Source organism: Bradyrhizobium ottawaense (assembly GCF_002278135.3).
In the GTDB taxonomy this organism is placed as follows: Bacteria; Pseudomonadota; Alphaproteobacteria; order Rhizobiales; family Xanthobacteraceae; genus Bradyrhizobium; species Bradyrhizobium ottawaense.
The window spans coordinates 3,688,694-3,711,451 of the sequence record NZ_CP029425.2 but is presented as its reverse complement, the minus strand read 5'-3'; the positions used below and the strand labels follow the sequence as shown (position 1 = coordinate 3,711,451).

Below are 22,758 nucleotides of genomic sequence, written 5' to 3'. Positions count from 1 at the left end.
GCCCCCTACTCCCGCCAGAACTCGGCCAGTTCTTCCGTTGTCACCAGGTCGACCTGGCCGTGAAAGCGGGTGCGGTACATCGTCATGAGCGCGTCGTGCCCGACGTCGGACGAACTGCACAAGGCGTCCTCGACGATGACGACCCTGAAGCCGAGATCGACCGCGCTCAGGACCGTCGAGAGCACGCAGACGTCCGTCTCGGCGCCCGAGATCACGACCGTGCCGACGTTCTTGTCGGTCAGCCGGCCTGCGAGGGCGGGATTGCTGAATGCGGAATAGGCCGGCTTGTCGATCATTGCAGCCGGCGGAACGAACTTGCTCAGTGCGGGCACGAGCTCGAGCGCGGATGGCGGCAGATGCTTGCGCGTGGCCTGGCTCCAGCGATGAAAATAGCTCTGCCACTGGCCCGGGCGATCTTCCGGATCCTGCGGCGTGATGAAGCGCGTGAAGATGGTTCTGGCCTGGTGGCGCGCAACGATCGAGGCGATCGTCGGCAGAACACGATCCATCCACGGCGTCGCCCACAGACCGCCGGGGGCGAAAATGTTCTGCATGTCGATGCAGAGGTGAACGGCCTCCCTGATCTCGGCCACTTCCGACGTGCTGTCCCTCATCGTCCTCCACCATCAAGCGCATTCGGCGATCCATTGCGAATGCGAAGGCGAAGGCTTTGGTTCCGAACCGCCGCGGTGCAGAGGCAGACTTGGAACCCGCGACGCGCGGTTACGCCGGCGTTGCGGTCGGCGCCACGTCGAGGCGAACCGCAATCCCATTCAGCTCCGGGCCTGGCGCCGGGTAGAGCTTCATGACGAGCGGATCATGGCCGGGGACGATGTGGTCCGCGTCAGGCGCCGCGGCGCGCAGCTTGTCGAAGCCGACAAGCATGTCGCCGACATGAAACGCCGTCGTGAACGGACGCTCGCTGGTCATGTTCTCGTAGAAATGACTGACGTCGGAGGCGAGCACGACAGGGCCGCGGCGTGTGTTGACGCGGACGAATTGAAGACCGGCGGAATGGCCGCCGGCCACATGCACCGTCAGGCCGGGCGCAATCTCGGCATCGCCGTCGTAGAACAGCACCCGGCGCGCGTAATTCAGCCGCACGATCCCGCAGACGTCCTCGACCTCGAACGAATGCGACAGCCGCGGATATTGCATATAGCGCCCGGTGGCGTAGGCGAGCTCGCGCTCCTGCAGATGAAATCGCGCGTTCGGAAACCGGTCGAAATTACCGACATGGTCGTAGTGCAGATGCGTGAGGATCACATCCCCGACGTCGGCAGGGTCGATATCGAACGCGGCAAGCGTCTCGACCGGGCAACGCAGGAAATTCCGCCGGCGCTGCCTGGCCACTTCCGCGTTGAAGCCGGTGTCGATGACGAAGCTGCGCCCGCCTCCCCGCGCCAGCCACACGAAATAGTCCATCGGCATCGGTCCGTCATGCGGATCGCCGCCGATGAAGTGCTCGCTCCGCTGCGCATCCCGTGTCGCGTAGCGGATCGCAAACAGCTCGTAGTCCGGGTCTGCCATGGGAGTTGCTCAGGAACCCGCCGCGTCAACCTCGTTGAAGGCCTCGCGCGCATTGCGGAAGGCGTCGATGCCGGCGGGAACGCCGCAATAGACCGCGACCTGGAGCAGGATCTCCTTGATCTCCTCCTTGGTCAGCCCGTTCTTCAGGGCGCCCTTGACGTGCAGCTTCAGCTCGTGCGGCCGGTTCAGTGCGCCGAGCATCGCCAGATTGACGATCGAGCGCGTGCGCCGGTCGACGCCGGGCCGCGTCCACAGGGCACCCCAGCAGAATTCGGTCGACCATTCCGCCATGGTGCGCGTGAACTCGTCGGCCCCGGCAATCGACTTGTTGACGTAGTCCTCGCCGAGCACCTCTTTACGAACTTTGAGGCCCTTTTCGAACAGTTCGGTCTTGCTCATGATCGTCCCTTTCAGGTCTTGAGAGAGTTGAGTTGGAAGTTGATTAGCGCGATGCCGGTCGCAGCGATTGCAGGAGATTGCCGACGTCGTCGACCGAATCGAGCCGCCAGATTGCGTCGATGACGCGGTCCGCATCCCAATCGCTTCGACCTGTCCGCATGGCCTCGCGCAGCTTGGCCTCGAGGTCGCGATCTGTGAGCGGCGCGGCGAGACTGCCACGCGGCGCGATCACGGTCTCGGTGAGGACCTCACCGGACGACAGGCGCAACGTCACGCGTGCGGCGCCATCCGGCATCGCGCCATCGAGCACCGCCCTCACCTTCTGCCGCAGCTGCGCGATGTCGGGCCGGACCACCGTCTCATGCGTGAATTCGGCGACCCCGGCCGTGCCGAGCAATAATCCGCAAGCCACGCAATGATGGATGCTGACGCGCGCATCGCGCTCGTTATTGACCGGGCGATCGCCGCGCGCCAGCAGCAGCGCCGAGCCCTGCACCGTCACCAACTCGATCTGGTCGACCCGCCCGCCGATGCGCTGGCGCAATGAGAGGCAGGCGTCGATCACCGCGTGAAAGACAATGCCGGCGGGATACGGCTTGTAGGTGTTCTTCGCAATCTCCCAGGTCTTGCCGAGACCGTCGAGCAGGCGAGCAATATCGGGCTCGTCACCCATGGTGCGCGCCCAGCCCAGCGGACCCTCGATGGCGCGGGGCGATGCCTCGTAGCCCTGCTGCGCCAGCAGTGCCGCGAACAATCCGTTCCGAGCCGCATTGCCCACGCTGACATTCTTGGCGGCACTGGGCAGGTTCTCGACATTGCCCGCCGACTGGCTGGCCGCAAGCCCGATCGCGTTTGCGATTCCCGCAGCGGGCAGGCCCAATAGTTTCGCGCACGCCGCCGCCGCGCCAAAAATCCCGCAGGTCGAGGTGATGTGCCAGCCGCGCGCGTAGTGGCGCGGCGAGACTGCATTGCCGATGCGGCACTCCACATCCACGCCGAGAATAAACGCGGTCAAGACATCCCGCCCCGACAGTTTGCGCATCTCCGAAAGCGCCAATATCGGCGCGGCAACCGGCGCGGCCGGATGAATGATTGTCTCGGGATGGGTGTCGTCGAAGTCGAGCAGATTGGCCGAGATGGCATTGAGAAATGATGCACACAACGCATCCATCGGCTGCGAGTGACCGATGACCGTCGATGTCGCGGCCCCGGTGAACGGCGACAGCGTGCGCATCGCCGCGATCACGACAGGATCGCGCGCGGAGCCGAGCGCCGTCGCGAAGAAATTGAGAATCGATCGCCGCGCCTCAAGGCTCTGCGCCTCGACGTCCGTCCATGACGAGGCAGCGACGAAATCGGCGAGCGTCTTGCTCACACTCGGAATTGGGACTGGCGGCACGCGGGGCGTCTTCCTCGTTTTGTTCGAACCTTATGCCGATCCGCGGCAAACTGTCGACCCCAGATGTTATGCTTGACAGCTTGTCTGACAATCATAACAATCCGGCCCGTTGGCGCGGGACCCCGCTGCCACGACGACGGCGGCCGAGACGGCCGGCCGGCGATGACGATCGACCAACGAGATCAAGAAGGCGCGCCCGTCACGGGATCGCGCGACAGGGAGCAGACGATGGCGGGAGAGATTCTCGGCGTAATCGGCACGGGCCGCATGGGCGGTCCGATGGCGGGACGATTGATGGACGCGGGCTATTCGCTCGTCGTCTATGACACGCAGGCCGAGGCGACTCAGCCGCTGGTCAAGCGTGGCGCGCTCCTCGCCAGCTCGCCGGCCGACGTCGCCTCACGCTCCGACATCGTGCTCGCCAGCCTGCCGACGCCCGACATCGTCAAGGCCGTTGCGCTCGGCCAGGACGGCATCGGCAGCGGCAACCGTGCGAAGATCGTCATCGATCTCTCGACGTCGGGTCCAGGCGCTGCGAAGCTCGTTGCGGAAGGCTTGAAGGCCAAGGGGATGACCCTGGTCGATGCGCCCGTGAGCGGCGGCATCAAGGGCGCCGTCAACGGCACGCTGGCGGTGATGGTCTCGTGCCCGCAGGCGACTTACGACATCGTGCAGCCGATCCTGAAGAACTTTGGCAAGCTGTTCTACACCGGCGACAAGCCCGGCGTGGCGCAGACGGCTAAGCTCGCCAACAACCTGATGGCGGCCGCAGCCCTCGTGATCACCTCGGAAGCCGTCGCGATGGGCGTCAAGGGCGGCGTCAATGCCAAGGTGCTGATCGACATCATCAACGCCAGCAGCGGCCGCAACAGCGCCTCCGAAGACAAATTCCCCCGCGCGGTGCTGCCCGGTACCTTCGATTTCGGCTTCGCCACCGGCCTCTCCTACAAGGACGTTCGTCTCTGCGTGGACGAGGCCGAGGCCATGGGCGTGCCGATGGTCTGCGGCGCGGTGGTGCGGCAGATGCTCGCGATCACCAACGCCAAATACGGCGCCTCATCCGACTTCACCTCGATCGCCAAGGTGCTCGAGGAGTGGGCCGGGGTCGAGATGCGCGGCTGATCGCGCAAGCCAGGGAGAGCGACCCGCGATGACGATCGGTCCGACCGCATCAGGCAAGGTCCCGCTCGCGCGTCAGATGGCGCGGAGCGTGCTTGCGCTGGATATTGGCTATTTCGGGCAGGACGTCATTGCCAAGGCAAAGCTCTGCCTGCTCGACTTCCTGTCCTGCGCCTTCGAGGCCGGCCATCATCCCTGGAGCCGCCAGGCGGTTGCGATTGCGCAGGCCGGCGGCAGCGCAACGATCATCGGGACGTCGCAGCTTTCCTCGCCGGCCGACGCAGCCTTCGCCAATGCCGTCATGGGGCACGGCCTCGTGCGGGAAGACATGCATGCGGCCAGCATCGCGCACCACGGCGTCGTGATCTGGCCGGCCCTGCTCGCGCTGTCGGAACAGACGCCGCTGCGCGGGGACAGGCTGCTCGCGGCCGCCATCATCGGCTATGAGACCGGCGCGCGGATCGGCCGCGCGCTGCTGACCTCGGACCTCGCACGCCTCTATCGCCCGACGGGCCTCGTGGCCCCTCTGGGCGCAGCGCTCGCGGGAAGTTTCGCGCTCGGCCTCTCCGAGGCCCAGGCGACCAGCGCCATCGCGATCGCGGCCAATACCTCCAGCGGTCTCAACGAGTGGCCGCATGCCGGCGGCTCCGACATGTATTTCCATCCCGGCTTTGCCGCCGGCAATGCGATCAAGGCAATTGGCCTTGCCGCGGCCGGCGCCTTCGGCTCGGAAACCATACTGGAGGGTGAAGCCGGCCTGTTCGCCGCCTATCGCCGCCAGCCCGCGCCGGAGAGCATCGCGCTCTTCCCCAATGGCGAGTGCGAGATCATGGCCGTCTACAACAAGCCGGTCCCCGCCTGCAATTTCGCGCAGACAGCGGCACAGGCCGCGCTTCGCGTCTCACACGAGCTCGCCAGCGTCGACGAGATCGACCACGTCGTCATCCGCGCGCCCGACGCTGCGGTGCGCTATCCCGGCTGCGATTCCATGGGGCCCTACCGCAACGCGCTCCAGGCCAAGATGAGCATTCCCTTCAGCGTCGCGGCGACGCTGGCGCGGGGCGAGATCGAGGAAGAGAACTACGCCGAGCTCGATGATGCCGACATCATCCGCCTCGTGGCGGTCACCGATCTCAAGGCAGATCCCGCCTTCACCGCCGCCTTCCCCGGCAAGCAGGGTGCGGAGGTCACCGTGCAGCTGCGCGGCGGCCGGACCATCCGGCACGCTCTGCCCGACGTCATCGCCGCAACACCTGCCGATATTCGCGCACGCTTTCGCAGCTCGGCAGCCGGAGGCCTCGGCGAGGATCGCGTGCGGCGGCTCGAGCAACTCATCGACGATTGCGAGCAGCTCGGCCATGCAGGCGACATCGCCGCGCAGTGCCGCCTGAATGCAACGGAACGGGCTTTACGACCGGCATCATGAGAAGTGCCGGAGAGTACGGGGGAAACATGGTCGATTTCGAGACCAGCTTAGTAATGCCATCGGCGCATGGCTGCCGGCAAGCCGATACTCGGAGGCCAGGCTGATGGAAGGCTTTCTGCAAGCGCTCGCCGCGGGGCTTTTGATCGGCGCCGTCTATGGCCTGATGTGCGTCGGGCTCGGCCTGATCTTCGGCGTCATGCGCGTCATCAACTTCGCCCATGGCGATTTCATGATGCTCGGCATGTACACCGCCTTCTATCTCTTCACCGCCGCCGGCATCCAGACGCTGTTCGGCAATGCCGTGGGGCCGTTCGTCGCCATCCTGCTGGCCGGGCCGGTGCTCGCCGTGTTCGGCTATTTCGTGCATCTGGCTTTGATTTCGCACGTCTCCGGGACACGTACTGCCTCGCTCGAAGGCGAAGGCCATTACGCCCAGCTCATCCTCACGCTCGGCATCGCGCTGATCCTGCAGAACGGCGGCCTCATCGTGTTCGGCTCGGTGCTGGCCTCGATCCGTACGCCGCTGTCGAGCTCGGCGTGGGAGCTCGGGCCCTTCTTCGACATGAGCATCTTCCTCAACAAGGCCCGCAGCATCGATATGATCGTCTCGCTGGCGATCATGATCCTGCTCTCGTTGCTGATCACGCGCACGCGGATCGGCAAGTCGCTCCGCGCCGCCGCGGACAATCCGACGGCAGCGACCTATATGGGCATCGACGTCGACCGCGCGCATCGCACCGCCTTCGCACTCGGCTGCGGCATCACCGCGATTGCCGGCGGCCTGCTCGCCACCAACTACCCGTTCCACCCCTTCGTCGGTCTTGAATACGTCATCGTCATGTATGCCGGCGTCGTGCTCGGCGGCATGGGCAGCATCATCGGCGCCTTCTGGGGCGGCATGACGATCGGCCTCGTGCAGCAGATGTCGACGCTGATCCTGCCGACACAATTGCAGAACGCCGCGATCTTCGCCGTCTTCCTCCTCATCATCTTCTTCCGCCCGCAAGGCTTCTTCGGGCGCATGGTGGAGAGGACGTGACCATGCTCCGGATGCGTTCCTTTCTGCCTCCCCTGCTCTTCACGCTCGCCTATGCGGTCGTGTCGCTCGGCGTCACCAACTCCTACTACCAGCTGATCCTGACGCTGGTGCCGGTGTGGGCGGTGTTCGGGCTGTCGTGGAATCTGCTCAGCGGCTACACCGGCCTGATCTCGTTCGGCCACGCCGCCTTCTTCGGGATCGGCGCCTACGCGACCGCGCTCGGGCAGATCTATTTCGACATCTCGCCCTGGCTGCTGATTCCGGTCGCCGCCATGCTCGGCGGTATCGCCGGCCTCCTGATCGGCTTTCCGACCTTCCGGCTGCAAGGCCACTACTTCGCGCTGGCCATGCTCGCCTATCCGCTCGCCATTCTCTACGTGTTCGAGTGGCTCGGCTTCCAGGAGGTGACGCTTCCGATCAAGCGCGAGGCTCCGATCGCCTATATGCAATTCGCCGATCCGCACCTCTACACGCTGCTGGGGCTGGCGCTCATGCTCGCCACCATTGTGCTGACGCAGGTGATCGAGCGATCGCGCTTCGGCATGGCGCTGCTCGCGATCAAGCAGAACGAGGCTGCGGCCGAGGCGGCCGGTATCAATACGCTCGCCTGGAAGCTGCGCGCGATCACGCTGAGCGGGGCGATCGCCGCCGCCATCGGCGGATTTTACGCGCAGGTGCTGCTGGTCGTGACCCCGGCATCGGTGTTCGGCATGCTGGTGTCGGCGCAGGCGCTGACGGTCGCGATGTTCGGCGGCGTCGGCACGGTCTGGGGCCCGGTGATCGGCTCGGTGATCCTGATCCCGCTCGCCGAGATCCTGCACGCCGAGGCCGGCGCGCGCATCCCCGGCATTCAGGGCGTCATCTTCGGTATTGCCATCGTCTGCGTCATCCTGCTGGCGCCGGAAGGCCTGTTCTGGAAGCTGCGCGATCTCCTGCGCAAGCGGAGCGCGCCCAAGGCGGCGGTCAGTGATACCGCGGAAGCAGCAGCTGCCAACGTGACGGCCCTGAAGCCCGCCTCCCGGCAGCGTGCCGCCACCGGCGAGGTCGTCCTCGAAGTGAAGAACCTCTCGCGCTCCTTCGGCGGCCTGAAGGCGGTGCAAGATGTCAGCTTCAAGCTGCACAAGAACGAGATCCTCGGCATCATCGGCCCCAACGGCGCCGGCAAGACCACGCTGTTCAATCTCCTCAACGGCTTCCTCAAGCCCAGCCAGGGCGAGGTGCTGATCGACGGCCGCAACATGTCGGGCCAGCGGCCGCACGTGATCTGCGAGGCCGGCATCGGCCGCACCTTCCAGGTGATGCGGCCGTTCCTGCGCATGTCGATCCTCGACAACGTCGTGGTCGGGGCCTATGTGCGCGCCCGCACCGACGATGAAGCCCGCAAGCTGGCCGCTGACGCGGTCGCCTGCGTCGGGCTGTCTGCCGTGGCTGACCGTGTCGCCGGCGAGCTCTCGACCAAGGAACTGCGGCTGATGGAGCTGGCCCGCGCGATCGCCGGCCAGCCGCGCATCCTGCTGCTCGACGAGACGCTCGCGGGCCTCGGCCACGGCGAGGCGGACGAGGTCGTGGCCGTGATCCAGCAGCTCGCGCGCGATGGCATCACCATCGCCATCATCGAGCACACCATGCAGGCGATGGTCCGGCTGGTCGACAGATTCCTCGTGCTCGACCACGGCGCCGTCATCACCGAAGGCCTGCCGGAAGTGGTGACGCGCGACAACCGCGTGATCGAGGCCTATCTCGGCAAAAAGTGGGTGGGCCATGCTGCGAATTGAGGGATTGAGCGCGGGCTATTCGGCCAAGCCCGTCCTGAACGACGTCTCGATCAATGTCGGCGCGGGCCAGTTCGTCGCGATCGTCGGACCCAACGGCGCCGGCAAGACCACGCTGTTCAAGACGATCTCCGGCATCGTCAAGCCCAGCGGCGGCGCGATCACGTTCGACGGCGTCGACCTGCTCGCAGTGCCGCCGCCGCAGCGCGCCCATCTCGGCATCGCCCACGTCCCGGAGGGACGCCAGGTTTTCCCGTCGCTGACCGTGATGGAGAATCTGGAAATGGGCGCGATGACCGAGAGCGGCCGCCGCGACTGGCAAGCCAATATCGAGCGCATCTTCGAATGGCTGCCGGTGCTGAAGGAGCGCCGCGATCAATTCGCGGGTACGATGTCCGGCGGCCAGCAGCAGATGCTCGCGATCGGCCGCGGCCTCGCCTCCTCCCCGAAGCTTCTGATGCTGGACGAGCCCTCGATGGGGCTCGCGCCCTCGACCGCGGACTTCATCTTCGAGCGGCTGATCGAGATCCGCCGCCAGTCCGGGCTGACCATGCTGCTGGTCGAGCAGCGCGTCGCGGAAGCGCTGGAATCCGCCGACCACGGCTATGTCCTCGAAGCCGGACACGTCGTGCTCGAAGGCAACAACGCTACGCTGCGCGCCGATGACCGCGTGCGCAAAGCCTATCTCGGCATGTGACCAACACAAAAAACAAAGATCAGGGAGAAACAAAATGAACAAGACTTCAAAAGGACTGAGTCGCCGCACCGTGCTCTCCGGCGCCGCCGCCGTCGGCCTCGCCGGCGTTGCGCGCGCGCAGGCACCTGGCGAGATCAAGGTCGGACTGATCGTGCCGCTGTCGGGCATCTACACCCGCCCCGGCCAGGTGATGAAGATGGGTGCCGAGATGGGCATCGAACACATCAACGCGCAGGGCGGCATCAAGGCGCTCGGCGGCGCCAAGCTGAAGCTGGTCGTGATCGACTGCGGCGACACCACCGAGAAAGCCAAGAACGCGGCACAGCGCATGGTGGCGCAGGAGCCAGATCTGGTCGCCGCGACCGGCTCCTATCTGTCCTCCTTCACGCTGGCGGTCACCGAGGTGACCGAGCGCGCCGAGCTGCCTGTGCTGACGCTGTCCTATTCGGACCTGCTGACTGACCGCGGCTTCAAATACATTTTCCAGACCGCAGCGACCGCGAGCCGCCAGTCAGAGCTCGGCCTGCCGACGCTGATGAAGCTGGCCGAGAATGCCTCGGGCAAGAAGCCGAAGACCGTGGCGATGCTCATGGACAACACCGCAACGTCGGTGGCCACCGCCAAGGCGCTCAAGGAGAGGCTGTTCGCGCAGGAGGGCCTCCAGCTCGTGGTCGAGGAAGTCTGGACGCCGCCGCTGTCGGATGCGACGCCGCTGATCCAGAAAGTTCGCTCGGCCAAGCCCGATCTGCTGCTGTTCATGCCCAATGCAGTGTCGGACGCCAAGCTTGGCCTCGAGAAGATCAGCGAGTTCGGCCTCGGCCAGGGCAAGATCCCGACCGTGTCCTTCAGCATCACCATCGCCGAGCCCGACATGCTGCAGAGCGTGAGCCCGGAGACCGTGCAGGGCATCATGACCATCGTCGCCAATTGGGGCTCGAAGGGCCACGAGGCGCTGATCGCGGAGCTCAAGGCCAAATACAAGGAGCCCTGGATGACCCAGAACGTCATCTCGACCTATGGCGACATGTGGCTGATGAAGGAAGCGCTGGAGAAGGCCGGCAAGGCCGACCGCAACGCGGTCGCGCAGGCCTTCCGCACCATGGATGCCGGCCCGTCGAAATATTACCCGGGCGGCCAGCTCAAATTCGACGAGAGGGGCCGCCGCGTCGGCGCCGGCGTCGTCATCGTGCAATGGCAATCGGGCGTGCCTGTCACCGTTTATCCGCCCGAGCTCGCGCAGGCGCAGCCGTTCTGGCCGAAGAAATCCTAGGCGTCGCGCAAATCCTGGGGAGGAGACTGTCATGACTGCAAAGAGCAAGATCACGATATCGCGGCGAACCCTGCTGGCCGGCGCCTCCGGCACGCTGATCGCGTCCCGCGCCGGCTGGGCGCAGCAACCTTCTGAAGTGAAGGTCGGCCTGCTGGTGCCGATCTCGGGGCTCTATGCCCGCCCGGGAACGGTGATGCGCGAAGGCGCCGAGATGGCGATTGATCACATCAACGCGCAAGGCGGCGTCAAGGCGCTCGGCGGCGCCAAGCTGAAGCTCGTCGTGCTCGATTCCGGCGATACCACGGAGAAGGCCAAGAACGCGGCACAGCGCATGGTGGCGCAGGAGACCGATCTGGTCGCGGCCAGCGGCGCCTATCTGTCCTCGTTCACCCTCGCGGTGACCGAGGTGACCGAGCGCGCCAACCTGCCGATGCTCACCCTCTCCTATTCGGATCTCATCACCGAGCGCGGATTCAAATACGTGTTCCAGACCGCGGCCACCGCGGGGTCGCAGGCACGGCAGGCGTTGCCCCAGCTCATCAAGCTGGCGGAGACGGCCTCAGGCAAGCGGCCGAAGACGGTCGCGATCCTCACCGACAACACGGGCGCCTCGATCGCCTCCGCCAAGGCAATGCGCGAGGGCCTGCTGGCGGAGAACCAGTTGCAGCTGATCGTCGACGAGACGTTCACCCCGCCGCTCGCTGACGCAACCTCACTGGTGCAGAAGATCCGTTCGGCCAAGCCCGACCTGCTGTTCTTCCTGCCGACGGTGATCTCGGATGCAAAACTGCTGCTCGAGAAGATGAACGAATTTGGCCTCGGCCAGGGCAAGGTGCCGACGATCTCGTTCGGCATCGCGATCGCCGAGCCGGACATGCTGCAGACCGTCAGCCCCGAGCTGCTCCAGGGCGTGTTGACGTGCGTCGCCAGTTGGGGCGCCAAGGGCCATGAGGCGCTGATCGCCGAGTTGAAGACGCGCTACAAGGAGCCGTGGATGACGCAGAACGCGATCTCCACCTATGGCGACATGTGGGTGATCAAGGACGCGCTGGAGAAGGCCGGCAAGGCCGATCGCGTCGCCGTCGGCGAAGCGCTGCGCACCATGGATGGCGGCCCCTCCAAATATTACCCGCTGGGCGAGATCAAATTCGACGAGAAGGGCCGCCGCGTCGGCGCCGGCATGACCATCGTGCAGTGGCAAGCCGGCGTGCCGGTGACGGTGTTCCCGCCCGAACTCGCGCGGGCAAAACCGTTCTGGCCCAAGAGTTGACCTGAGAGCTGAGGGCGCCAAACCAAGAAACGGAGACCACAATGGACAAAGCGACCTACGACCGCGGCCTCGAAATCCGCAAGAGCGTGCTCGGCAACGAATTCGTCGACAAGGCGATCGCATCCGCCGACGAGTTCAACCGGCCGATGCAGGACCTCACCACGGAATATTGCTGGGGTTACGTCTGGGGCCGCGAGGGCCTCACACGAAAGACGCGCAGCTTCCTCAATCTGGCGATGCTCTGCGCACTCAACCGTCCTCATGAGCTGAAGACCCATGTCCGCGGCGCGCTCGCCAATGGCGCGACCAAGGAGGAAATCCGCGAGGTCTTCATGCAGGTCGCAATCTATTGCGGCGTGCCGGCCGGCGTGGATGCATTTCGGAATGCGAAGGAAGTCTTCGCCGAGCTCGACAAGAAGTAGCGGAGCGTGGCTGCGATGAAGGGCAAATGGGCACTCGTGACCGGCGCGACCGCGGGCCTCGGCCTCGCTATCGCCGAAGGCCTTGCCGGCGCGGGCGCCAATATCGTCCTTCACGATCTCGACACGCCGAAGCAGGCCGCGGATGACCTCCGCGCCCGCTTCGGCGTGGAGGTCATCGCCGCCGGCGCCGATCTGTCCCGGCGCGAGGGGATCGAGGCCATGATGGCGGACCTGCTCGACCGCTGCGGCGCCATCGACATCCTCGTCAACAATGCCGTCGTGCGGCATTTCTCTGCCATCGAACAGTTTCCGCCCGAGCGCTGGGATGAGGCCCTCGCCGTCAATTTGTCGGCGCCGTTCCACCTCATCCGCCTGGCGCTGCCTGCGATGAAGCATCGCGGCTGGGGCCGGATCGTCAACATGGGCTCGATCTATTCCAGCCGCGCGGTCGAGGACCGCATCGACTACGTCACCACCAAGACCGCAATTGCAGGCATGACCCGCGCCGTCGCCATCGAGACGGCACGCAGCGGCATCACCTGCAACACGCTCTGCCCAGGCACGCTGCCGACGCCCGCGATCCTGAACAAGATCGCGACGATGGCATCGAGCAGCGATCGTCCGGTCGAGGACGTGACGCGCGACTATCTCGGCGAGCGCCAGCCGACGCAGCGCTTCGTCGAAATGGACGCCGTCGCCGCCATGGTCGTCTTCCTCTGCGGTCCGGCCGCGAACGACATCACCGGCGCCAGCCTGCCGATCGACGGCGGCTGGTCGGTGGCATGAGAACTGGAATGGGAGTGCAGCGATGACTGAACAATCAGGCCAGACCGTGGTGCTGACGGGTGCCGCCGGCGGCATGGGACGCGCCATCACCAAGGCACTGCTGGATAGCGGCCGCCGCGTCGTGCTGGTCGATCGCGACGCCAAGGCGCTTGAAGAGCTGGCGGCGACGGCGGGCGATGCGGTGTTTCCGATCCAGCTCGACGTCAGCGATGCAACGGCCGTCGATCGCCTGCCGGATGCCATTCCCGGTCATTTCAAGCCGGTCGACGTTCTCATCAACAATGCCGGCCACGACATCGGCGGCCGGACGCGCTTCGACATCGGTTCTGCGGACGACTGGTCCAGCATCATCCAGACCAACCTGATCGGCCTGATGCGCGTCACGCGCGCGATCCTTCCCGGCATGGTCCAGCGCAACGCCGGCCACATCGTCAACATCAGCTCCATCAACGCGGTGCGGATCGTGCCCGACATGGCGGCGTACAGCACCAGCAAGGCGGGCGTGCACATGTTCACCGAGACCCTCCGGGGCGAGCTGGCGGAAACCGCGATCCGGGTGACCGAGCTGCAGCCCGGCCTGACCCGGACCAACATCATCCTGACCCGCTACCGCGGCGATCAGCAGAAGGAAAAGGACTATTTCGACCAGTTCAGGATGGCGCTCGATCCGGCCGATATCGCCCGCTCGATCGTCTTCGCGCTCGACCAGCCCGCCCACGTTCAAATTGCCGAAATGATGATTCTGCCTGTAAACCGGTACTGAGTTTTCCCGAACAGGACCCGGACATGGAAAGACGCAACGAATTGCAGTCGACACTCCGCATCGAGGACGTCCCGACCGTCCGGGCGATGGTGGCGCAGAAGCTGCGTGAGGCGATCATGTCGGGAACGCTGAAGCCGGGCCAGCGCCTGGTCGAGCGCGAGCTCTGCGAGATGATGGGCGTCAGCCGCCCCTCGATCCGCGAAGCGCTGCGTGCGCTCGAAGCCGACGGGCTGGTCAATACGGTTCCGCACCGCGGCCCCGTGGTGTCCACGATCAGCCTCGAAGAGGCCCGGCAGCTCTACGCGGCGCGCGCAGTGCTCGAAGGATTCGCCGGCCGCGAATGCGCCAGGCTTCACGACCCCGAAGTGGCACGCCGGATCGGCGACGCCCTGACACGGCTGAAGGCGGCCGCGGCCAAGCAAGACCTCGTCGGATGCCTCGAAGCCAAGACCGATTTCTACGCGGCGCTGATCGGCGGCTGCCGCAATGCGTTTATCCAGCGCATGCTCAAGCCGCTGCACGATCGCATCCAGCTGCTGCGGATCACCTCGATGTCGCAACCGAAGCGGATCAACAAGAGTCTGCGCGAGGTCACCGCGATCTGGCGTGCGATCCAGAACGGCGATCCGGATCTCGCCGAGCGTTGCTGCGTCGACCACATCAACGCGGCCGCGGTGGCCGCGCTCGACATGATCGAAAAATCGTCGGCGGCCAAGGAGGCGGCGCCTTCCGACGACTAGAATAATGCCGCCAGGGAGTGTTCGATGAAGTTTCTCGTACGATCGCTGATCCTGTTCCTCCTACTTCATCCCTGCGGCGCAGCGCTCGCTGACGACTTTCCCAATCGCCCGGTCACGATGATCGTGCCGTTCTCCGCCGGCGGTCCCGGCGACGTCATCGCACGTATCCTCGGCAGCGCCATGAGCGCGACGCTGAAACAGTCCATCGTCATCGAGAATGTCGTCGGTGCCGGCGGCACGCTCGGCACCAACCGCGTCGCCAAGGCGGCCGCGGATGGCTACACGCTGCTGCTGATGCATGTCGGCCAGGCCACCGCGCCTGCCCTCTACGCCAAGCTGCCGTTCGACCCGGTCGGCGATTTCGCCCCGATCGGGCTCGTCACCGACGTCCCGATGATCCTGGTGGCGCGACCGAATTTTCCAGCCAAGGATCTCGGCGAGCTGGTCGCGCATATCCGCAACGCCGGTGACAAGGTCACTTTCGGCAATGTCGGTCTCGGCTCGGCCTCGCAGCTCTGCGGCCTGATGTTCATGAGCGCCACCGATACCAAGCTCACCCCGATCTACTACAAGGGCGGCGGACCGGCGCTGAACGACGTCATCGCAGGCCACATCGACGTCTATTGCGATCCCGCGACAGGGCCGACGCCGTACATCCAGTCGAAGACGATCAAGGGCTATGCCATCACCAGCAAGACGCGTGTCGCGACGCTGCCTGATGTGCCGACCTCGACCGAAGCCGGCGTTCCCGAGTTCAATGTCACGACCTGGTACGGCCTCTACGCGCCGCGCGGCACGCCCAAGCCCGTCGTCGACCATCTCGTGGGCGCACTGCAGACGGCGCTGAAGGATCCCGCGCTGATCAGCCGCTTTGCCGAGCTCAGCATGGCGCCGGTCGAGATCGAGCGCGCGACGCCGGAAGCCCTCGAAGCTTTTCTGAAAGCCGAGATCGGCAAATGGGGACGGATCATCGAAGCGGCCGGAATCGAGCCGCAGTAGGCTCGGCCATCTCCGGAACACGTCCAAAATATCCGTGATCTCAAAGGGAAAATTGGCTTCGGTACGCTCGGAGGACGGTCGCGTTTGGAGTTCAGGTGCAATTCCAGCTGATCGGTGCACTTTTCCGTAAATCGGCCGAGCCCCATTGCGGGGCTCCGCCGCGCGGCGTAACTTTCAACCAAGCGTAGCTCATTCGAAAGCATCTATCGGGTTCGGCCTAGCGGGAGACAGCGATGGCAGATGTCCCATGGCACCTTTCCGGTGACTATTTCGAGAATTGCAGTTGCAGCATCGTGTGTCCCTGCCTGGTGTCGGCGGCGCCCCCGTTGACCGCACGACCGACCGAAGGCTTCTGCAACGTACCGCTGATCTTCCACATCGAGAGCGGCCGCTACGGTGACATCGAGCTGGATGGACTTAATGTCCTCGTCGTCCTCCACGCACCTGGGGTCATGGCAGACGGAGATTGGTCAATCGCCGCCTATATCGATCAGCGCGCCAGCGATGAGCAGACCGAGGCCCTGGCTGCGATCTTCACCGGCGGTGCCGGCGGTCCGATGGCCGCGTTCACGCCGCTGATCAGCAAGAACCTGGGGGTGCGCAAGGTCCCGATCACGTTCCGGATCGACGGCAAGACGCGGTCCGCGGAAATCCCCGGCATCCTGCACATGTCCGTCGATCCCCTGCCAACCATGCATCCGAGCGGGGAGATGTGGGTGAACATCGGCCATCCGGTCAGCCCCGATGCCATGGTGATGGCCGTCGGCGCCGCCGGCAATACCTTCAGCGATCATGGCATGCGCTGGGATAATTCCGGCAGGAACGGCCTCTATGCGCCGATCCGCTGGTCGAACCAGGCGTGATGTAAACTTCCGATACCGGCCGGCGTCAGGGCCGGGCAATTTCGATCGCCAATGACGGACAGCCCACTGGAAACCGTGCTGCGTCGCGATCGCTGGATCGTCGGCGGCGCGATCGGCCTCATTGTCGTGCTGGCATGGAGCTATGTGCTCTGGCTCGCCAACGACATGGACATGGGCGGCATGGACATGGCCGGATTCCGCATGATCCCGGCCGGGATCGGAATCATGCTGCCGACGAGCGAACCGTGGCGAACGTTCGAGTTCGCCTACGTGCTGCTGATGTGGGCGGTGATGATGATCGGAATGATGGCCCCTTCGGCCGCGCCGATGATCCTGATGTACGCCCGCGTAGGCCGACAGGGCAAAGCACAGGGCAAGCCGTTCGCCGCGACCGGCTGGTTTGCCGCCGGTTATCTCCTCGCCTGGTGCGGCTTTTCGCTGGCGGCCACCCTTCTTCAATGGGCGGTCGAGCGCGCCACCTTGCTGGATTCCCGAATGGCGCTCGCAAGCAACCTGCTCGGCGCCATCGTGCTGGTCGCGGCTGGTGTCTATCAATGGACACCGCTGAAGGACGTCTGTCTCGCCCAATGCCAGTCGCCGTTTCTGTTCCTGATGCGCCATGGCGGCTTTCGCGGCGACCTGCGCGGCTGCCTGCTGCTGGGACTTCGGCACGGAGGCTATTGTGTCGGCTGCTGCTGGGTTTTGATGGCGCTGTTGTTCGTCGGCGGAGTGATGAACGTGCTCTGGATCGCGGTTTTGGCGCTGCTTGTCCTCCTGGAGAAAGTTACGCCGGTCGGACGATGGATCGCGCGCGCTGCCGGCATCGCATGTGTGGCCGCGGGCGCCTGGCTGCTGGTGCACTTGCCGCAGTGATGCAATCTGCTTGACGTTCAGTTCGATTTCTACGCTGGGCTGCGTCGCCCGTTCTCCGGCGCACCGCTGTCCGGCATTTTGCCTGCCCCGACCGCTCCCACGGGGCAAAGAACAATCACTTGAACGTTCGCAACTTCAGTTGAACCGCAAAACGGCTTGACGACGACGCCGACAATGAATGTAATGTTATAACATTACATATCCGGTCCCAATGCCCCCGCGTCACTCTATCCCCTTGAAAAGACTGTTCGATCTCCATGCAAAAACTCCCCGTCACCGTCTTGTCCGGCTTCCTCGGGGCTGGAAAGACCACTTTGATGAACCACGTCCTGAACAACCGGCACGGCCTGAAAGTGGCGGTGATCGTCAACGACATGAGCGAGGTGAACATCGATGCGGATCTGGTCCGTGGTGGCGGTGCGAACCTGTCCAGGACTGACGAGAAGCTCGTCGAGATGACCAACGGGTGCATCTGTTGCACGCTGCGCGACGACCTGCTGAAGGAGGTGCGCGCCCTCGCCGAAAACGACCGGTTCGATTATCTGCTGATCGAATCCACCGGCATCTCCGAGCCGCTGCCGGTTGCTGCGACCTTCGACTTCCGTTCCGAGGACGGCGAAAGCCTCTCCGACGTGGCACGCCTCGACACCATGGTCACCGTGGTCGACGCGGTGAATCTGCTGAGGGATTATTCATCGACGGATTTCCTGGAGCAGCGCGGCGAAGCGCTGGCGCACGACAAGCGCACGCTGGTCGATCTGCTCGTCGAGCAGATCGAATTTGCCGACGTGATCGTGCTCAACAAGGTCGATGACGCCTCGCCGGCACAACGCGAAGCAGCGCGAAAGATCATCCGCGCGCTCAATCCGGAAGCGGAGTTGATCGAAGCCAACTACAGCCGGGTCGCCTTCGATCGCATTCTCGACACCGGCCGGTTCGACTTCGAAAAGGCGCAAGCGCATCCACTCTGGTTCAAGGAACTCTACGGCTTTGCCGATCACGTGCCGGAGACGGAGGAATACGGCGTGAGCAGCTTCGTCTATCGGGCGCGCCGGCCGTTCGATCCCGAAAAATTCGACAAGTTCGTGCGAGAGCCCTGGCCCGGTGTCATTCGCGCCAAAGGACATTTCTGGCTGGCGACGCGGCCGCAATGGCTGGGCGAGATCAGCCAGGCCGGCGCGATCACGCGCACCGAGGCCCTTGGATTCTGGTGGGCGAGCGTGCCTGCGGAACGCTGGCCGGACGACCCGTTTTGGCGCAAGCGGTTGCGTGCGAACTGGAACGACATCTATGGCGATCGCCGCCAGGAAATCGTGTTCATCGGCGCGGGCATGGACGAGAGCGCGCTCCGCGCACGCCTGGATGCCTGCCTTGTCCCGGGCAAGCCGGCCATGAACGTCACGGAATGGGCGAAGCTTGCAGACCCGTTTCCAGTCTGGCGGCGCGCGAACGAAGTTTTGGAGCGCGAATGACGAACGTCGTCCGCTTCGCCTCGAAATCCGAACTCGAGCGGCAGCGCCTCATCCGCGAGGCGCGTGCGATCTACGACAGCATCTTCCCACCGGACGCCCCTGCCGGCGGCGGCGCGCATGACCCGCCAGATCAATGGGCGGCACGCGAAGCGGCCGCCGAAATCCAGCCCAAACAACGATAAGGGATGAAGGTGGTGCGCTCGGAGGGACTCGAACCCCCACGATTTTACTCACTGCCACCTCAAGGCAGCGCGTCTACCAGTTCCGCCACGAGCGCTTTGGGGATGCCGGCTTGAGGCTTGAAGGCCAGCCGGATCAACGGCGCCGATCTAACAAATCCATCAGAGGGGTACAAGCCTGCAAAGGCCCTGAATTCCACAGCTTTGCAGGAAAGTTCCTGGCCTTCCACCCGAATCGGCCTTTACCGCCGGCCCAGTGCCCCTACCGTGTGCCGGGCCGCGACTGCGTGCTCCCGACCCTATCGGGTCCCCGGGCCGCTACCGCGTGCCCGGCGTGCGCGGCAGCATCTGCTTGACCTCGACCGCGATCCGGTTGCGGTCGACCAGCACGACGCCGGAGGCGACCGGCAGATTATTGGCCAAAACCTTGACCTCGTCGGCCTCGGTTGCGTCCAGCTCGATGATGGCGCCGCGGGAAAGACGTAATACTTGATGGATCGGCATCGTAGTCGTCCCGAGGACGACCATGAGATCCACGGTGACTTTATCGAGAGTGGGCACTGTCAGGACCGCCGCAACCAGGGACGAAGGACCAAGGACTTCGGACAAGGACTTGGCATTTGCGCCTGCAATGATCACCACGTTATGGTTAGCCAATGGTTAATTTGCCCCAAAACCCGCGCCAAGAGCTGGATTTGACGTCGTTTTCGGCGTCCCACGGCCAGCCCGTGGAGTGGCGAATCTCGGACGCGGCGGTGCCCTATCCGGAGGCGGTGGCCGAGATGGAAGCCCGGGTCGCCGCCATTGCGGCGGGCGAGGCCGCGGAGCTGGTCTGGCTGCTCGAACACCCCCCGCTCTACACCTCCGGCACCTCGGGCAAGGACAGCGACCTGCGCGATCCCCGATTCCCGATCTTCGCCACCGGACGCGGCGGGCAGCTCACCTATCACGGGCCCGGCCAGCGGGTGGCCTATGTCATGCTCGATCTCAAGCGCCGCCGGCCGGACGTCCGGGCCTATGTCGCGAGCCTGGAGGAGCTGATTCTGCGCACGCTCGCCGCCTTCAACGTCCGCGGCGAGCGGCGTGAGGATCGGGTCGGCGTCTGGGTCAGGCGACCCGACAAGGGCGAAGGTTACGAGGACAAGATCGCGGCGATCGGCGTGCGGCTGAAACGCTGGGTCTCGTTCCACGGCATCGCCATCAATGTCGAGCCGGAGCTGTCGCATTTCACCGGCATCGTGCCGTGCGGCGTCACTGACGCCCGCTACGGCGTCACCTCGCTGGTCGACCTCGGCCAGCTCGTGACCATGGCTGACGTCGACATCGCGCTTCGGCAGGCGTTCGAGGAGCTGTTCGGGCCGACCAAAGCGTTGGTGCCGGAAGCGGCCGCCTAGCATTTTTGTGGCGCCCAACCGCCCGCAGTCCCCGCTCGTCGCGGAATCGGCTATGCTCGCGTCAGGTGTCGCCCACGCCTCCCCCCTCCGCCGGGAAAGCAGACTTCATGCCGGGCGATGAGATCATCGGCCGACTGTTCGAGCGCCAGGCATAAGGAGGGATTGCGCTTTCTGCTCGCAATGGGAGGTTTTGACGATGAGATTGTCTGCACCGATCTATCATCTGAAGCGCAAGGCGAAGCGCCTGTCCCGCGAGGAAGGCATTCCGCTGCACGATGCACTTGATCGCATCGCGACGACGGAAGGGTTTTCCGCCTGGAGCATGCTCGCAGCGAAAGCCGCGGCCATCACGCCGGCGGGCAGGCTGTTTCCGCAATTCCGGCCCGGCGATCTGGTGCTGGTCGGCGCGCGCCCCGGCCAGGGCAAGACTCTGATGAGCCTCGAACTTGCCGTGGAAGCCATGCGGTCGGGCCATCGCGCTGCGTTCTTCTGGCTCGAATACACCGAGAAGGATGTTCTGGAGCGCTTCCAGGCGATCGGCGCGGACCCCGCGCAATTCCGCGAGCTCTTCGATGTCGATTGCTCCGACGCCATCAGCGCCGATTACATCGTCAAGGAGATGGCCGCGGCACCATGCGGCACGTTCGTGGTGATCGACTATCTGCAACTGCTTGACCAGAGGCGGGAAAACCCCGACCTCTCCGTTCAGGTTCGCGCGCTGAAATCGTTCGCACGCGACAAGGGGCTGATCGTCGCCTTCATCTCGCAGATCGATCGTTGCTACGATCCCGCAGTCAAGCCCTGCCCCGACCTCGACGATGTCCGCTTGCCAAATCCGCTGGATCTGAAGCTGTTCGACAAGACGTGCTTCCTGAACAATTCCGAAGTTCAGTTCCGGGCAGCAAGCTGACGCTCAGGCCGCGGGTGAGATGGCTCTACCCGCGGCTTGCAGCCTCACGCCGCCTGCAGCGACACGTCGAGCTTGCCGGCGATGTAGCGGCGCTCCTGGGTGAGGCCGCCGAAACCGTAGGCATCGCCCTTGACCTCGTCGACATGCAGATAGGTCTCGGGATGCAACGGCCCCAGAATCTCGGCCATGCGCTTGAACATGGCGGCAAGATAAGCGGCCTTCTCGTCCTTGGTGTTGGTGCCTTCGCTGACGTGGATGTCGATCCAGTAGCTGGCAAGCTTCTGCTCGGCGAGCGACTTGCCGCCGGCGAACCAGTCGTCGGCCTCGACCGACTTGACGATGATGGCAGTCACCTTGGGATCCTTGTGCAGGATCTTTGCGGTGAGCTCGGACACGGCGTTGGCGATCTCGGCCTTCAGCGAGGGCGACTGGCGGGACGAGGTGTAGGACACGGTGATCAGCGGCATGGTGCTCTCCTCAAGATGCAGCGCCGGATTTGCCCGGCGTTGGTGAGAAGCTAGACCTCCCCTCGTCATTTTGATATCTTATCTCTGTTGATACCAGTGATAACGATCCATAATGACAGCCACCCTCGACATCGCCACGATCAAGGCCTTCCTGCTGGTCGCCGACCTCCAGAGTTTTACGCGTGCTGCCGAGGCGCTGGGCACGACACAAGCCGCTGTCAGTCTCAAGCTGCAGCGGCTGGAGACGTTGCTGGCAAGACGCCTCGTCGAGCGCTCGCCACGCGCGGTCCGGCTCACTGCCGACGGCGCCAGCTTCCTCGATCGCGCCCGCGCGCTGATGGCGGCGCATGACCGCGCGCTGTCGGGCGAGGCCCCGGCCGCACAATCGCTCTCGCTCGGCATCTCCGATCACGCCGCCGGCCCCGAGCTGGTGCCCCTGCTGGAACGCCTGCACGCGATGTCGTCAAATCTCACCCTCGCCGTCACCATCGGCTTCTCGCGCGAGATGCAGGATGCCTATGACGCCGGCGAGCTGGACGCTGTGATCGTCCGCCAGGAAGGCAGCCGCCGCGGCGGCGAGAGGTTGACCGAGGACGAATTCGGCTGGTTCGCGTCACGGCGCTTCACCCTGCCGAAGGGCGAAGCGCTGCCGCTCGCAACCCTCGCTCCGCCCTGCGGCGTCCGCGCCATCGCCGTGCGCGCGCTCGACAAGGCCGGCCTCGCCTGGCGCGAGCGCTTTGTCGGCGGCGGCGTCACGGCGGTGGTCGCAGCTGCGCTCGCGGGACTTGCGATCGCGCCACTGGCGCGGCGGATCGCGCCTCCCGGGCTGGTCGATATTGGACCCGCGCACAGGCTGCCGAAACTCGGCAGCTCGAAGGTGATGCTACATTCGAAGGTCAGCGATCCCGCCAAGCTTGCGGCGCTACGCGCGGTGGCGGCGACGTTTCGGAGCGTCGCGGCCACCTGATG

25 protein-coding genes and 1 tRNA gene are annotated in these 22,758 nt (G+C 64.9%); 19 read left to right on the top strand and 7 right to left on the bottom strand.

Annotated features, from left to right (window positions below; translation table 11 throughout):
• Positions 1–5: 5 nt before the first annotated feature.
• The 4 genes from CIT37_RS17690 to CIT37_RS17675 all read right to left on the bottom strand — a co-directional run bounded on the left by CIT37_RS17690 (position 6) and on the right by CIT37_RS17675 (position 3,304).
• Positions 6–614: a cysteine hydrolase family protein gene (locus tag CIT37_RS17690; protein WP_028140560.1), complete on the bottom strand. Its 609-nt coding sequence runs from the start codon at positions 612–614 to the stop codon at positions 6–8.
• A 109-nt stretch (positions 615–723) separates the two neighbouring features.
• Positions 724–1,530, bottom strand: a complete 807-nt coding sequence (locus CIT37_RS17685; protein ID WP_028140561.1) for an N-acyl homoserine lactonase family protein — start codon at positions 1,528–1,530, stop codon at positions 724–726.
• Between the two features lie 9 nt (positions 1,531–1,539).
• Positions 1,540–1,929, bottom strand: a complete 390-nt coding sequence (locus CIT37_RS17680; RefSeq protein ID WP_008557256.1) for a carboxymuconolactone decarboxylase family protein — start codon at positions 1,927–1,929, stop codon at positions 1,540–1,542.
• Between the two features lie 43 nt (positions 1,930–1,972).
• Positions 1,973–3,304, bottom strand: coding sequence for an MmgE/PrpD family protein (locus CIT37_RS17675; RefSeq protein WP_244625893.1), 1,332 nt, complete (start codon positions 3,302–3,304; stop codon positions 1,973–1,975).
• 252 nt (positions 3,305–3,556) lie between these two features.
• Between CIT37_RS17675 and CIT37_RS17670 the strand changes: the two genes are divergently transcribed.
• From CIT37_RS17670 to CIT37_RS17595, 16 genes are all read left to right on the top strand, one after another.
• Positions 3,557–4,450, top strand: a complete 894-nt coding sequence (locus CIT37_RS17670) for an NAD(P)-dependent oxidoreductase (RefSeq protein ID WP_028140563.1) — start codon at positions 3,557–3,559, stop codon at positions 4,448–4,450.
• 28 nt (positions 4,451–4,478) lie between these two features.
• Positions 4,479–5,873, top strand: a complete 1,395-nt coding sequence (locus CIT37_RS17665) for an MmgE/PrpD family protein (protein ID WP_028140564.1) — start codon at positions 4,479–4,481, stop codon at positions 5,871–5,873.
• A gap of 103 nt (positions 5,874–5,976) precedes the next feature.
• Positions 5,977–6,912 (top strand): branched-chain amino acid ABC transporter permease, encoded by a 936-nt coding sequence (locus CIT37_RS17660; protein ID WP_028140565.1) that lies wholly within the window; start codon positions 5,977–5,979, stop codon positions 6,910–6,912.
• A 2-nt stretch (positions 6,913–6,914) separates the two neighbouring features.
• Entirely contained in the window at positions 6,915–8,687 is a 1,773-nt protein-coding gene (locus tag CIT37_RS17655; RefSeq protein WP_028140566.1) for a branched-chain amino acid ABC transporter ATP-binding protein/permease, read from the top strand.
• On the top strand, positions 8,674–9,381 hold the full coding sequence (locus CIT37_RS17650) for an ABC transporter ATP-binding protein (RefSeq protein WP_028140567.1): 708 nt from the start codon (positions 8,674–8,676) through the stop codon (positions 9,379–9,381). The genes CIT37_RS17655 and CIT37_RS17650 overlap by 14 nt, the downstream gene beginning before the upstream one ends.
• Before the next feature lie 34 nt (positions 9,382–9,415).
• Entirely contained in the window at positions 9,416–10,651 is a 1,236-nt protein-coding gene (locus tag CIT37_RS17645; RefSeq protein WP_028140568.1) for an ABC transporter substrate-binding protein, read from the top strand.
• 31 nt (positions 10,652–10,682) lie between these two features.
• Entirely contained in the window at positions 10,683–11,921 is a 1,239-nt protein-coding gene (locus tag CIT37_RS17640; RefSeq protein WP_095426276.1) for an ABC transporter substrate-binding protein, read from the top strand.
• A gap of 41 nt (positions 11,922–11,962) precedes the next feature.
• On the top strand, positions 11,963–12,343 hold the full coding sequence (locus tag CIT37_RS17635) for a carboxymuconolactone decarboxylase family protein (protein ID WP_028137140.1): 381 nt from the start codon (positions 11,963–11,965) through the stop codon (positions 12,341–12,343).
• 15 nt (positions 12,344–12,358) lie between these two features.
• On the top strand, positions 12,359–13,129 hold the full coding sequence (locus tag CIT37_RS17630; protein WP_095426275.1) for an SDR family oxidoreductase: 771 nt from the start codon (positions 12,359–12,361) through the stop codon (positions 13,127–13,129).
• A gap of 22 nt (positions 13,130–13,151) precedes the next feature.
• Positions 13,152–13,892: an SDR family oxidoreductase gene (locus CIT37_RS17625; protein ID WP_038949974.1), complete on the top strand. Its 741-nt coding sequence runs from the start codon at positions 13,152–13,154 to the stop codon at positions 13,890–13,892.
• Between the two features lie 23 nt (positions 13,893–13,915).
• Entirely contained in the window at positions 13,916–14,632 is a 717-nt protein-coding gene (locus CIT37_RS17620; protein WP_038949975.1) for a GntR family transcriptional regulator, read from the top strand.
• A gap of 24 nt (positions 14,633–14,656) precedes the next feature.
• Positions 14,657–15,631 carry a tripartite tricarboxylate transporter substrate-binding protein gene (locus CIT37_RS17615; protein WP_095426274.1) on the top strand — a complete coding sequence of 325 codons (975 nt, stop codon included), beginning with the start codon at positions 14,657–14,659 and terminating at the stop codon, positions 15,629–15,631.
• 233 nt (positions 15,632–15,864) lie between these two features.
• Positions 15,865–16,494: a DUF1326 domain-containing protein gene (locus tag CIT37_RS17610; RefSeq protein WP_038972898.1), complete on the top strand. Its 630-nt coding sequence runs from the start codon at positions 15,865–15,867 to the stop codon at positions 16,492–16,494.
• Positions 16,495–16,545: 51 nt separating this feature from the next.
• Complete coding sequence (locus tag CIT37_RS17605; protein ID WP_028140576.1) at positions 16,546–17,367, top strand: DUF2182 domain-containing protein; 822 nt, start codon at positions 16,546–16,548, stop codon at positions 17,365–17,367.
• Between the two features lie 257 nt (positions 17,368–17,624).
• On the top strand, positions 17,625–18,839 hold the full coding sequence (zigA, locus tag CIT37_RS17600; RefSeq protein WP_095426273.1) for a zinc metallochaperone GTPase ZigA: 1,215 nt from the start codon (positions 17,625–17,627) through the stop codon (positions 18,837–18,839).
• Positions 18,836–19,021, top strand: coding sequence for a hypothetical protein (locus CIT37_RS17595; RefSeq protein WP_095426272.1), 186 nt, complete (start codon positions 18,836–18,838; stop codon positions 19,019–19,021). Before zigA ends, CIT37_RS17595 begins: the two co-directional genes overlap by 4 nt.
• 10 nt (positions 19,022–19,031) lie before the next feature.
• On the opposite strand, the gene CIT37_RS17590 is transcribed toward CIT37_RS17595, so the two are convergent.
• Positions 19,032–19,116: transfer RNA gene (locus tag CIT37_RS17590), tRNA-Leu, on the bottom strand.
• A 220-nt stretch (positions 19,117–19,336) separates the two neighbouring features.
• Positions 19,337–19,579 (bottom strand): FliM/FliN family flagellar motor switch protein, encoded by a 243-nt coding sequence (locus CIT37_RS17585; RefSeq protein ID WP_011088012.1) that lies wholly within the window; start codon positions 19,577–19,579, stop codon positions 19,337–19,339.
• 95 nt (positions 19,580–19,674) lie between these two features.
• Between CIT37_RS17585 and lipB the strand changes: the two genes are divergently transcribed.
• Positions 19,675–20,412, top strand: coding sequence for a lipoyl(octanoyl) transferase LipB (gene lipB / locus CIT37_RS17580; protein ID WP_095426271.1), 738 nt, complete (start codon positions 19,675–19,677; stop codon positions 20,410–20,412).
• Positions 20,413–20,608: 196 nt separating this feature from the next.
• On the top strand, positions 20,609–21,322 hold the full coding sequence (locus CIT37_RS17575) for a DNA helicase (protein ID WP_161966425.1): 714 nt from the start codon (positions 20,609–20,611) through the stop codon (positions 21,320–21,322).
• Positions 21,323–21,366: 44 nt separating this feature from the next.
• Here the strand turns inward: CIT37_RS17575 and CIT37_RS17570 are convergent, their stop codons facing one another.
• Positions 21,367–21,789, bottom strand: a complete 423-nt coding sequence (locus tag CIT37_RS17570) for a tautomerase family protein (RefSeq protein ID WP_095426270.1) — start codon at positions 21,787–21,789, stop codon at positions 21,367–21,369.
• Positions 21,790–21,901: 112 nt separating this feature from the next.
• On the opposite strand from CIT37_RS17570, the gene CIT37_RS17565 reads away from it, so the two are divergent.
• Positions 21,902–22,756: a LysR family transcriptional regulator gene (locus tag CIT37_RS17565; RefSeq protein WP_095426269.1), complete on the top strand. Its 855-nt coding sequence runs from the start codon at positions 21,902–21,904 to the stop codon at positions 22,754–22,756.
• Positions 22,757–22,758: the final 2 nt, after the last annotated feature.

Bases quoted from the DNA above. Each gene is read 5' to 3' on its own strand.
- CIT37_RS17610 (WP_038972898.1), top strand. From the start codon at position 15,865: ATGGCAGATGTCCCATGGCACCTTTCCGGTGACTATTTCGAGAATTGC.
- lipB (WP_095426271.1), top strand. From the start codon at position 19,675: ATGGTTAATTTGCCCCAAAACCCGCGCCAAGAGCTGGATTTGACGTCG.
- CIT37_RS17645 (WP_028140568.1), top strand. From the start codon at position 9,416: ATGAACAAGACTTCAAAAGGACTGAGTCGCCGCACCGTGCTCTCCGGC.
- CIT37_RS17650 (WP_028140567.1), top strand. From the start codon at position 8,674: ATGCTGCGAATTGAGGGATTGAGCGCGGGCTATTCGGCCAAGCCCGTC.
- CIT37_RS17635 (WP_028137140.1), top strand. From the start codon at position 11,963: ATGGACAAAGCGACCTACGACCGCGGCCTCGAAATCCGCAAGAGCGTG.
- CIT37_RS17570 (WP_095426270.1), bottom strand. From the start codon at position 21,789: ATGCCGCTGATCACCGTGTCCTACACCTCGTCCCGCCAGTCGCCCTCG.
- zigA (WP_095426273.1), top strand. From the start codon at position 17,625: ATGCAAAAACTCCCCGTCACCGTCTTGTCCGGCTTCCTCGGGGCTGGA.
- CIT37_RS17660 (WP_028140565.1), top strand. From the start codon at position 5,977: ATGGAAGGCTTTCTGCAAGCGCTCGCCGCGGGGCTTTTGATCGGCGCC.
- CIT37_RS17595 (WP_095426272.1), top strand. From the start codon at position 18,836: ATGACGAACGTCGTCCGCTTCGCCTCGAAATCCGAACTCGAGCGGCAG.
- CIT37_RS17670 (WP_028140563.1), top strand. From the start codon at position 3,557: ATGGCGGGAGAGATTCTCGGCGTAATCGGCACGGGCCGCATGGGCGGT.
- CIT37_RS17625 (WP_038949974.1), top strand. From the start codon at position 13,152: ATGACTGAACAATCAGGCCAGACCGTGGTGCTGACGGGTGCCGCCGGC.
- CIT37_RS17630 (WP_095426275.1), top strand. From the start codon at position 12,359: ATGAAGGGCAAATGGGCACTCGTGACCGGCGCGACCGCGGGCCTCGGC.
- CIT37_RS17665 (WP_028140564.1), top strand. From the start codon at position 4,479: ATGACGATCGGTCCGACCGCATCAGGCAAGGTCCCGCTCGCGCGTCAG.
- CIT37_RS17685 (WP_028140561.1), bottom strand. From the start codon at position 1,530: ATGGCAGACCCGGACTACGAGCTGTTTGCGATCCGCTACGCGACACGG.
- CIT37_RS17655 (WP_028140566.1), top strand. From the start codon at position 6,915: ATGCTCCGGATGCGTTCCTTTCTGCCTCCCCTGCTCTTCACGCTCGCC.
- CIT37_RS17615 (WP_095426274.1), top strand. From the start codon at position 14,657: ATGAAGTTTCTCGTACGATCGCTGATCCTGTTCCTCCTACTTCATCCC.
- CIT37_RS17690 (WP_028140560.1), bottom strand. From the start codon at position 614: ATGAGGGACAGCACGTCGGAAGTGGCCGAGATCAGGGAGGCCGTTCAC.
- CIT37_RS17605 (WP_028140576.1), top strand. From the start codon at position 16,546: ATGACGGACAGCCCACTGGAAACCGTGCTGCGTCGCGATCGCTGGATC.
- CIT37_RS17565 (WP_095426269.1), top strand. From the start codon at position 21,902: ATGACAGCCACCCTCGACATCGCCACGATCAAGGCCTTCCTGCTGGTC.
- CIT37_RS17575 (WP_161966425.1), top strand. From the start codon at position 20,609: ATGAGATTGTCTGCACCGATCTATCATCTGAAGCGCAAGGCGAAGCGC.
- CIT37_RS17680 (WP_008557256.1), bottom strand. From the start codon at position 1,929: ATGAGCAAGACCGAACTGTTCGAAAAGGGCCTCAAAGTTCGTAAAGAG.
- CIT37_RS17620 (WP_038949975.1), top strand. From the start codon at position 13,916: ATGGAAAGACGCAACGAATTGCAGTCGACACTCCGCATCGAGGACGTC.
- CIT37_RS17640 (WP_095426276.1), top strand. From the start codon at position 10,683: ATGACTGCAAAGAGCAAGATCACGATATCGCGGCGAACCCTGCTGGCC.